The organism is Tepidibacillus decaturensis, from assembly GCF_001561915.1.
Classification (GTDB): Bacteria; Bacillota; Bacilli; order Tepidibacillales; family Tepidibacillaceae; genus Tepidibacillus_B; species Tepidibacillus_B infernus.
In genome coordinates this window covers 1,899,262-1,908,929 of sequence record NZ_LSKU01000001.1, presented here as the reverse complement: position 1 = coordinate 1,908,929, position 9,668 = coordinate 1,899,262, and the positions used below count along the sequence as shown (strand labels likewise).

At 35.1% G+C, this 9,668-nt stretch carries 11 protein-coding genes; 8 read left to right on the top strand and 3 right to left on the bottom strand.

Features of this window, described 5'->3' with window-relative positions:
- The 3 genes from U473_RS09045 to U473_RS09035 form a co-directional block, all read left to right on the top strand.
- A partial coding sequence (locus U473_RS09045; RefSeq protein WP_235589093.1) for an NADH-quinone oxidoreductase subunit B family protein occupies positions 1-492 on the top strand: 492 nt, incomplete at its 5' end.
- A gap of 48 nt (positions 493-540) precedes the next feature.
- Entirely contained in the window at positions 541-867 is a 327-nt protein-coding gene (locus U473_RS09040) for an ArsR/SmtB family transcription factor (protein WP_068725514.1), read from the top strand.
- Positions 868-1,044: 177 nt separating this feature from the next.
- On the top strand, positions 1,045-2,337 hold the full coding sequence (locus U473_RS09035; protein ID WP_068725512.1) for a Na+/H+ antiporter family protein: 1,293 nt from the start codon (positions 1,045-1,047) through the stop codon (positions 2,335-2,337).
- A 97-nt stretch (positions 2,338-2,434) separates the two neighbouring features.
- On the opposite strand, the gene U473_RS09030 is transcribed toward U473_RS09035, so the two are convergent.
- Positions 2,435-2,995 (bottom strand): isoprenylcysteine carboxyl methyltransferase family protein, encoded by a 561-nt coding sequence (locus U473_RS09030; protein ID WP_068725510.1) that lies wholly within the window; start codon positions 2,993-2,995, stop codon positions 2,435-2,437.
- A 14-nt stretch (positions 2,996-3,009) separates the two neighbouring features.
- Positions 3,010-4,077 carry a type III polyketide synthase gene (locus U473_RS09025; protein ID WP_068725507.1) on the bottom strand — a complete coding sequence of 356 codons (1,068 nt, stop codon included), beginning with the start codon at positions 4,075-4,077 and terminating at the stop codon, positions 3,010-3,012.
- 163 nt (positions 4,078-4,240) lie between these two features.
- Here U473_RS09025 and U473_RS09020 point away from each other — a divergent pair, with 163 nt between their 5' ends.
- A complete protein-coding gene (locus U473_RS09020; RefSeq protein ID WP_201024173.1) occupies positions 4,241-4,519 on the top strand; it encodes a hypothetical protein in 279 nt (92 codons plus the stop codon).
- A 140-nt stretch (positions 4,520-4,659) separates the two neighbouring features.
- Positions 4,660-6,345, top strand: a complete 1,686-nt coding sequence (locus U473_RS09015; protein ID WP_068725505.1) for a glycoside hydrolase family 13 protein — start codon at positions 4,660-4,662, stop codon at positions 6,343-6,345.
- Between the two features lie 50 nt (positions 6,346-6,395).
- On the opposite strand, the gene U473_RS09010 is transcribed toward U473_RS09015, so the two are convergent.
- Positions 6,396-7,970 carry a hypothetical protein gene (locus U473_RS09010; protein ID WP_068725503.1) on the bottom strand — a complete coding sequence of 525 codons (1,575 nt, stop codon included), beginning with the start codon at positions 7,968-7,970 and terminating at the stop codon, positions 6,396-6,398.
- Positions 7,971-8,175: 205 nt separating this feature from the next.
- Here U473_RS09010 and U473_RS09005 point away from each other — a divergent pair, with 205 nt between their 5' ends.
- The 3 genes from U473_RS09005 (at position 8,176) to U473_RS08995 (ending at position 9,544) form a co-directional block, all read left to right on the top strand.
- Complete coding sequence (locus U473_RS09005; protein WP_068725501.1) at positions 8,176-8,568, top strand: hypothetical protein; 393 nt, start codon at positions 8,176-8,178, stop codon at positions 8,566-8,568.
- Between the two features lie 153 nt (positions 8,569-8,721).
- Entirely contained in the window at positions 8,722-9,177 is a 456-nt protein-coding gene (locus tag U473_RS09000) for a CBS domain-containing protein (RefSeq protein ID WP_161937318.1), read from the top strand.
- A gap of 79 nt (positions 9,178-9,256) precedes the next feature.
- Positions 9,257-9,544 carry a DUF4870 domain-containing protein gene (locus U473_RS08995; protein ID WP_068725499.1) on the top strand — a complete coding sequence of 96 codons (288 nt, stop codon included), beginning with the start codon at positions 9,257-9,259 and terminating at the stop codon, positions 9,542-9,544.
- Positions 9,545-9,668: the final 124 nt, after the last annotated feature.

Below are 9,668 nucleotides of genomic sequence, written 5' to 3'. Positions count from 1 at the left end.
GGGAGTGATAAAATGGGAATGTTCAATAAGATTTGGAAAACGGGAAAAGTAACAGAAACAGATGAACATCTTCAGAAGATAAGTCAAGGAGAAAAGCTATCCCTTCATTTACGCCATTTAGATGCTGGTTCTTGTAACGGTTGTGATTTCGAAATTGCACACTTAAGCAATCCGATCTATGATATTCAACAATATGGGTTAGATATTGTCGCTTCACCTAGACATGCGGATGGAGTATTGGTCACAGGAAGTGTAACACATAACCTTTATGAAGCGATCAAAAAAACCTATGAAGCAGTTCCTGAGCCTAAAAAAGTAATCGCTGTAGGGGATTGTGCTTGTGGAAAAGGAATAATCGGCAGTAATTATGCTCAATATTCATCTGTAAATGAAGTTCTACCAGTAGATATCGAAATACCAGGTTGTCCTCCGTCACCTAAAAAGATTATTGATACGATTGTAAGAGAAATGTCAAAAAAATCTAAAGTATGATAAAGTAAGGAAAGAAATAGCTTGTTCGTTATGTTAGGAGGGAAGTTTTTGGATTTAGAATTACAAGAGTTTAAAGCGGAATTTTTTAAAGCTTTAGCACATCCATTAAGAATCCAAATACTAGAATTGCTTCGAGATGGTGATAAATATGTCCATGAGTTACAAGAACATATGCAAGTGGATAGTGCTGTAGTATCCCAGCAATTGGCTATATTGAGAAGGAAGAATATTGTAATTGGTATCAAAGAAGGAAATAAAGTCACGTATTCGGTTAAAGACCCTGCCATCTATGAATTGTTAGAGGTAGCCAAAAAAGTATTTAACAATCATCTTGTTGATACGATCTCTTTATTAAAAAAAATGAAAAATAGCTAATCATTAAATGAAATTTAGAGAAAAGGGAGGCTTGACTGACAAACCTCTCTTTTTCTATTCAAAAAATTTGTTGACGAATGTCGAAAAACATTTTAAAATATAAAAGCCCGTTTTTGCTTGCTTTAGTTTGGTAAATTGGTAATAAATTAAAGATAAAATAATATGAGGAGGATATGAATGAACGCAGTTGTTGTTTCCGTATTAGTCATGTTAGGGCTTAGTTTACTAAGAGTAAACGTGATTTTGGCCCTTATAATTGCAGCATTTACTGGAGGATTGCTAGGTGGCCTTGGTTGGCAAGGGACATTAGATACATTTATTGGTGCGATTGGTTCAAATGCTGAAATTGCTTTAAGCTATGCATTACTTGGTGCTTTGGCAGTGGCAATCGCCCATACAGGATTAATGCAATTATTTGTTCAATCTTTATCTAGAGTGTTAAAAGGGGCAAGGGGATTTCTTTTGGTCGTCATAGCGGTGATCTCTTCTTTTTCACAAAACTTAATACCTGTGCATATCGCCTTTATTCCGATTTTGATCCCCCCTTTATTAGCATTGTTCAATCGATTAAAAATTGACCGTCGTGCTGTTGCAGTTGCTTTGACATTTGGTTTGCAAGCACCTTACATGCTTATTCCAGCGGGATTTGGCTTAGTCTTTCATAAGATTGTCCAAGAAAATGTGGAGAAGTACGGACTAAGTATTGAACTTAACCAGTTACCATTTGCCATGCTACTTCCAACGTTAGGAATGGTTGTTGGACTATTTGTTGCAATTTTTATTACCTATCGTAAACCTAGAGAATATCAGGAGATCGAGATTGATCAAACCAAACATCAAGAAACGATTCGTTTTAACTTTAAACATTTAGCTGCTATTATTGCTATTCTTATTGCTCTTGTTGTGCAGTTGCAAACAGAATCAATGGTTCTTGGTGGATTATCTGGATTAGTAGTGATGTATGTTCTTGGCGCGATAAAAATAAAAGAATCTGACGAGTTATTCACAAATGGTGTAAAGATGATGGCCTTTATTGGATTTATCATGTTGGTCGCTGGCGGATATGCTGAAGTGATCAATGCTACTGGTCAAGTTGACAGCCTTGTAAAAGCAAGTGTTGATTTAATTGGCCAAAATAAATTACTAGGTTCCTTTATGATGCTTCTAGTTGGTTTACTTGTGACGATGGGAATTGGCACCTCCTTTGGAACAGTTCCTATCTTAGCTCCTATTTATGTACCTTTAGCAGCGGCATTAGGTTTTAGTCCATTGGCTACCGTTGCTATCATTGGAACAGCAGGAGCATTAGGTGATGCGGGTTCACCTGCGTCTGACTCCACATTAGGTCCTTCTTCCGGTTTAAATGCTGATGGCCAGCATAATCATATTTGGGATACAACGGTTCCAACGTTTATCCACTTTAACATTCCGATCATCATCTTTGGTTGGATTGCTGCAATGATTTTATAAAGTCGATATAGTGATGAGTAAAGCAGGGGATTAAACTCCTGCTTTTTTAAAAATAAGAAAATATAACTTTCTTTCACTTGCCATATACAAACCTATTTTACTGATTATTTTTTTGTGGAAAAAATCGAGGGATGGTTTCCATCTCTTCTTTATATGAAGTACAAGCGGAAAGTGCCTTTTCTTCCACTTTAATTCGTATAGTTAATAGCAAGGTATTTAAAATAGGAAACAGGATAGCGGAGTAATAAGCTCCAAAGATAAGTGGAATCGTAATTATCTCTACCATTACGATCAAATAATTAGGATGTCTGATAAATTGATATGGACCTTTATGGATAGGTTTGCTGTTGGGAAGAATATAGATTCTTGTGTTCCAAAAACGCCCTAAGGAAGCCATCGTCCAAAACCTCATCCCTTGAGCCAATACAAAAATCGTGAAAGGAATTGGCCACCACGTAGGAAGGAAAGTAAGATCCGAGCTCTCAATATAGACACTTAATAAAAAAGTAATGTGTAGCATGACGATAAATGGGTAGTGTTTTTGCCCTACTTCGAACCCACCAAGCGATTCAATATAGACAGCGTTTTTCTTTGCAATATACAATTCAAAAATGCGTTGTAGGATGACAAAAGTAAGAAAAAGAGATAAAAAGGTCATTAGAAATCACTCCTTTATTTCATCCATTCTAATAGAATGATTTCGGAACTAAATCCGGGACCCAAGGCAATTAAGATACCATGCCCATTCTTAGGTGGATGATTTTTAAGCAACGCTTGTAAAACAAAAAGCACGGTTGGACTAGACATATTGCCATATTGGTTTAATATCTGTCTAGTGATCATCGTTTCTTGCTCAGTAATCTGAAAGGCATTTTCATAGGCCTCAATTACTTTGGTTCCACCAGGATGCAAAATAAAAAACTGAAGATCGGATAGAGTTAAATGGTGGTTTAATAAGAATTGATCCACATTTGGCTTCAATTCGTTTTGTACGATGCTTGGAATATCCTTTGAAAAAATCACCTTAAGTCCATTATTTCTTACATCCCATCCCATTACATCTAAACTATTTTTCCAGATCGTACTTTGTGAGTCAATCATTTTCAATCCTGCGTCTGTTTGTAAAACCTCATCACCTACAATTAATACCGCAGCAGCACCATCCCCAAATAATGAAGTGGCCACTAAGTTACTCTTTGAAAGATCGTTTCGTAAAAAAGCGAGTTCACCAATCTCTAGGGAAACGACTAAAACTTTATCATTAGGAAAAGCTCTGGAATATTCCATTGCTCTTGATAGACCTGCAGCCCCCCCTGCACAACCCAACCCCCAAATGGGTGTTCGTTTGATATGAGGATTAAAATGAATGTCTGGATCATTAAACAAATAGGCATCGATACTTGGCGTAGATAGTCCAGTGCTAGAAATAAATAGAATGTGATCGATATCTTCAGTACCAAAAGGGGTGTTCTTTAGACAGTGAAAAATAGCTTGTTTAGATAACTCAATCGCATTTTTTACATAAATCATGTTTTTTTCTTCAAATGTGTGTTCTACTTCAAACCATTCGATGGGGACACAAAAGTGTCGCTTTGTAATCTGAGTATGGTCAAAAATGTGTAATAATCGATCTATATCTTTAAAATGATCTTTAAATAATATTTTGGAAAAATTCTTAGCTGTTTCTTGGCTAATTTCGTAAGGAGGAACGGCTGTTCCAACAGAAATTATATATGACACATCATCATCTCCAAAACCTATTTTTCCTAATTATTCCCAAAAAAATAAAAAGATATGTAAGGCTATAAACCAGAATTTAACTCGTATGGCGAAAAGAAAAAAGAGCAAAATGAAAAAGTAAGCGATTGGCTTACATCACAAAATTTTTAGGAGGGGTTTATTAGTGGCTCAACAACAGCAACAACAATTACAACAAGCCATGCAAGCAGTTCAACAGGCTCAACAAGCGGTTCAACAAGCATCGAGTAAAAATGATCCTGTACAGTTGCAGCAAGCCCAGCAACAATTACAACAGGCAACTCAACAGGTTCAGTCAGCTGTAAGCAGTATGGCGGGCCAAAATCAACAACAATTGCAACAGGCTCAACAGCAATTACAACAAGCGACACAGCAATTACAGCAGGCTACCCAATCTGTTCAACAGAGCCAAAACCAAGCCTAAAAATTTTAATTCCTCGCAAAGGCATCCTAAAATGGGTGCCTTTTTTATTATGCAAACGTTAACATTTATCATAAAAACATGATAGAATAGAAAAAGTAAGAAAAAGTAGACAAAACCAATCAAGTTTGAGGAGGATACAAATGGAAAGAAAGTGGTGGAAAGAAAGCGTTATTTATCAGATCTATCCACGTAGTTTCATGGATAGCAATGGAGATGGAATTGGGGACTTACAAGGAATCATCTCCAAACTAGATTATCTAAAAGAGCTGGGTGTAGATGTAATTTGGCTTTCTCCTGTTTATCAATCACCAAATGACGATAACGGTTACGATATTAGCAATTATCAAGAGATTATGGATGAGTTTGGTACCATGGAGGATTGGGAACAACTTCTCGATGGCTTACATTCCCGAGAAATGAAGTTGATTATGGATCTTGTTGTCAACCATACATCTGATGAACATCCTTGGTTTATTGAATCTAGGTCTTCTAAAGATAATCCCTATCGTGATTATTATATTTGGCGTTCAGGTAAAAATGGCAAAGAACCAAACAACTGGGAATCCGCGTTTAGTGGATCTGCTTGGCAATATGATGAGAAAACAGATGAATATTACTTACATCTTTTTTCTAAGAAACAGCCAGACCTCAACTGGGAAAATCCAAAAGTTCGTCAAGAAGTATATGAAATGATGACCTGGTGGTTAGATAAAGGAATTGATGGCTTCCGTATGGATGTGATTAACTTTATCTCAAAGGTTGAAGATCTACCTAGTGCACCGATTCAAAATCCAAACAAACCTTACCAATCGGGTGGACAATTTTTCGTAAATGGTCCAAGAATCCATGAATTTTTACAAGAAATGAATCGAGAAGTATTATCCAAATACGATATTATGACGGTTGGAGAGACGCCAGGTGTTACTCCGCAAGATGCTGTCCTTTATACAGGAGAAGACCGTCATGAACTTAATATGGTCTTTCAATTTGAGCTAATGGATGTAGATAGTGGCCCAAATGGGAAATGGGACTTAAAGCCTTGGAAATTGACAGAGATCAAGCGTATCATGTCCAAATGGCAAAATGAACTAAACGGAAAAGGCTGGAACAGTCTATACATGAACAACCATGACCAACCGAGAATGGTCTCTCGTTTTGGCAATGATACGACATATCGCATACCATCTGCTAAAATGTTAGCCACCTTTTTACATACTTTACAAGGAACCCCCTATATTTATCAAGGGGAAGAAATCGGGATGACCAACGTTCGTTTTGACACGATTGATGACTATCGAGACATTGAAACCTTAAACATGTATAAAGAGTATGTAAATGAACGTCACATCGATCCACAAAAAGTCATGGAGAGTATCTATGTAAAAGGTAGAGACAATGCAAGAACACCAATGCAATGGGATGAGAGTGAACATGCAGGCTTTACAACGGGAACGCCGTGGATTGCTGTCAACCCTAACTACAAAGAGATTAACGCTAAAAAAGCATTAGAGGATCCAGATTCTATTTTTCAGTACTACAAAAAGTTAATTCAATTAAGGAAAGAACATCCTATTATCGTTTATGGAGATTATAAGCTTCTGCTAGAGGATGATGAAAAAATCTATGCTTATACGAGAAGCTTTGGTAAGCAAAAGCTGTTAGTGATTCTGAACTTCAGTAAAGATCAGGTTCCATTCCATTTGCCAGAAGAAGTTCAATTTAACAGCAAAGAATTACTTATCAGCAACTATTCAGTAAATGAAGCTCAAGAGATCAAACAGTTTTCGTTACAACCCTATGAAGCAAGGGTATATTTAGTAAGTTAAGTTAATCAACAATAAAGAGGCACCTCAATAAAGAGGTGCTATATTTTTTGCTAAATAATATATGGCCCTAAGAGGATAATAATCAACCATAGATTGATACCAATATAGTAGGAAATTTCTTGTAACCCAGACCACTCTTTGTTTTTACCTATTTTTACAGCAAACCATGTAAACAATGCTAAAAGAAGTGGGATGATGAAAGAGCTTCCTGTGAAGGTTAAATAGTTTGGTGCATACGTATAAAAGGATGAGTTAAAGATCTTTTGGATAAACAATAGTTGTGTTCCTAAATACAATAAAATACTTGTTAATTTAACCCAGCTCACACCTTTTTCTACAAGATTAAAATTGTAGAAGAGTAAGACGACGAGAAAGATAGTAGGTGGAACAACCCATAGCATACCATTAAATATTACGAGTAAAGAGACTGCGAAAGCTAATAATGAATCAGATAACGCATTGATCCAGTCATTTGTATTTAATTTTTGACTCTCTTGTAAGATAGTTGGGTCTGTTGTCGTTCCCATCAGTTCATACTTGTTTTTTGTAAGATAGTCTAACCACAAAATTAAACCATCATCAATCCAAAAGGGTTGAACAGATAGTTCAGAAGTCGTACTTCTTTTATTTGTTAACCATTGTTTATTTTCATACTTTGCTTCATAAATATTTACGGCACTTTTCTTTGGGGCGATCAACCCTTCAGCTGAAAATAAAAGAACAGGTTGATTTTCTTTTAAGGATAAATTAAGATACTGCGGATTCTCTATAGGAATTTGGCTTAATTCTTCTTTAATTTTGACCTGTTCAAACTGTGGCTTTTCTGCAATTGCATCTAGTAACATTGTTGTATAGAATGCCCTATAAGTAGTAACACCTTGTTTTGTACTTGAGATCGAGTAAATAAAATGAAGTTTATTTTCTTGCTGATTATATACATATTGAATATCCGCAATTGATTCCCCAGCGTACTCAGATAAAGAAAACAAAGAAATGATCTCGTAACTCTTTTTCTGCTTGGAAGGATTAAATAGTTCTAATTGCAAATCATTGGCATTGATATTTTCTACGGTAATGAAAGAAGAATCTTCGTTTAAAATAATCGATTCAATCTTGTATTGAGTTTGGCCAACAGGAACAATAGAGAAGTCATTCCTATCCACCGAAAACAGTTGTTTTCCTTGCCAATATAAAATCAGATCCTGATTGGCTATCATTCCATCCACATCAGGTGCTAATTCATTTTCCTTTTCTCCGTTAACGTGTACTAATTTTCCCTCTTTGATATAAATGACGTTTTGTCTGTCTATCCAAAAGGGTTCTAAGGTTGGGATTTTAATAGGAATTGTTGATTGGTTGCTTACTTTCAGTTGATCATTGATTACAACATGATTGATATGTTCTCCAGTAGTGGCATAGATGTGATAGCCATCTGTTGTTTTAACCAAAAAAGGTTTTGCATTTGCTGTAGTAAGAGGTAAAGAAATAGAACGGCTCCATCCATCACTTGGTAAAGCTTTTTCTTCTTGTAAGTTTTGTGCAAAAAGTAATAATAATAGTGCAATAGTTACCAAGATTGGTATAAACCAAGGCTTTAATTGTTTATGTTGTTTGTCTTTTGTCACGTTTCCCCAACTTCCTATCTAACGAATTTTCAGTCAATGTAAAAAATTCTACATTTCAAGTTAAAAATCCTTTTAAGATATTTTATCTAGATAAGTATGATTTCCTCGATTATATAAACAATATAGACTTAATTTGATACACGTTTTGGAATCATGATAAAATAAAAAAGAAAAACAGGTATGTAGCATTGAAAGGTGAGAGAGGATGGAAAATAAAGAAAAATTAGCAGTTGACCTTTTTATCAAATATTCATCTAGAGATCTAGCTGTTTTTAAACAAGCTGTTGCAAAAGCCAAAATGATCATGATCCGAGATATTCATTTAGATGAGCGGTTCAAACCGCAAAAATATGCGAGGTATTTTTTAACGTTTAGAATTTTAAAGTTACCGGAACAAAAACCACTACCTCAATTTAATATTTTTCAACAAAGAATTGAACGCGTGCAAAATGCAGCTTTGTCGTTAGAATTATTAGAAATACAGCTACAAAATCTAGGCCAGATTCAAGAGGAATTATTTTGTTATTTGGAAATTGGCGGGTTGTATGTATTAGAAGAAGATCCCGCAGATCAAAAACCCTGGTATAGCCTAGAATAAGATAACCCACAAAAGTGACGAATTCCTTCGAAGCTTATTCTGATTACTTTTGCGGGTTTCTTTCTCACTTCACCCATCTTTCATCCTCCTTTATTTTGCTCTTCATTATTTTTCGTAAAAAACATAAAATGTATATAGATAGGGGAGATGATTATGCTACAACAAGTAAATCAATTTAGAGATGAAATCATGTCAAAAGAAATAGGGACATTGATTATCCCGAAAAAAAATGTAATTGTGATTCGTTCTAAATGGAATTTGGAACAGGCGCTGAATAAATTAATTGAATCAGGTTGGTCTTCTGTTCCTGTATTAAATGATCAAAACGAAGTAGAAGGGACTATAAGTAAAACGTTAATCTTAGAACACGCTAGATTAGAAAGAGTACCTTTTTACCATGATTTTCAAAGAAAATTAGTTCATGATTCAATGCAAAGTCACGTTCCTACTTTAAGTGAAGATACCCTTTTACGTTATGGAATTGAATTATTGGTTGATTGGCCATATTTGCCTATTGTTAACAAACAGAAGAAATTTAGTGGAATTCTTACTCGAAGATCCGTTTTGGATTATTTATTAAAAGTGTTTTATGAAGAAGTAAATGAGTAAGAGGAACCCTCCAAAAAAGTGTAACTTTTTAAATGTTTACACGTATTTATAATTAAGAAAAAGTATTAAGGGGGACTACATGAAGGATTATCGAATTTTTGCAGCTTTAAGTTATTTTAGTATCTTTTTTGCTGGATTTATTTTTCCGCTAGCCGTATATTTTATTGTTAAAGATGATGAAATCAAACATCATGCTAAGAGAGCATTGATTTCTCATATATTACCTTTTTTAACGTTTATCATTGTTGTCTTTGGCATGATAAGTGGTTCCACTGGTTCTGTGATTGGCTCAATGATTTTATTTATGATTTTAAACTTTTTTATTGTCATTTGGAATGTGATTCAAGGAATAAAAGTATTGATGTAATCTCTTTTTTCATTAAAAAAGTGGAAAATTTTAACTTCCCTCCGAAAGAAGTCTCCCACTTCTAAACGTGAAGGTGTGCCAGCACCAGTGAAAGTGGGAGATGAATTTCGGTTAGGCGTAGCTT

Bases quoted from the DNA above. Each gene is read 5' to 3' on its own strand.
- U473_RS09035 (WP_068725512.1), top strand. From the start codon at position 1,045: ATGAACGCAGTTGTTGTTTCCGTATTAGTCATGTTAGGGCTTAGTTTA.
- U473_RS09030 (WP_068725510.1), bottom strand. From the start codon at position 2,995: ATGACCTTTTTATCTCTTTTTCTTACTTTTGTCATCCTACAACGCATT.
- U473_RS09015 (WP_068725505.1), top strand. From the start codon at position 4,660: ATGGAAAGAAAGTGGTGGAAAGAAAGCGTTATTTATCAGATCTATCCA.
- U473_RS09005 (WP_068725501.1), top strand. From the start codon at position 8,176: ATGGAAAATAAAGAAAAATTAGCAGTTGACCTTTTTATCAAATATTCA.
- U473_RS09000 (WP_161937318.1), top strand. From the start codon at position 8,722: ATGCTACAACAAGTAAATCAATTTAGAGATGAAATCATGTCAAAAGAA.
- U473_RS08995 (WP_068725499.1), top strand. From the start codon at position 9,257: ATGAAGGATTATCGAATTTTTGCAGCTTTAAGTTATTTTAGTATCTTT.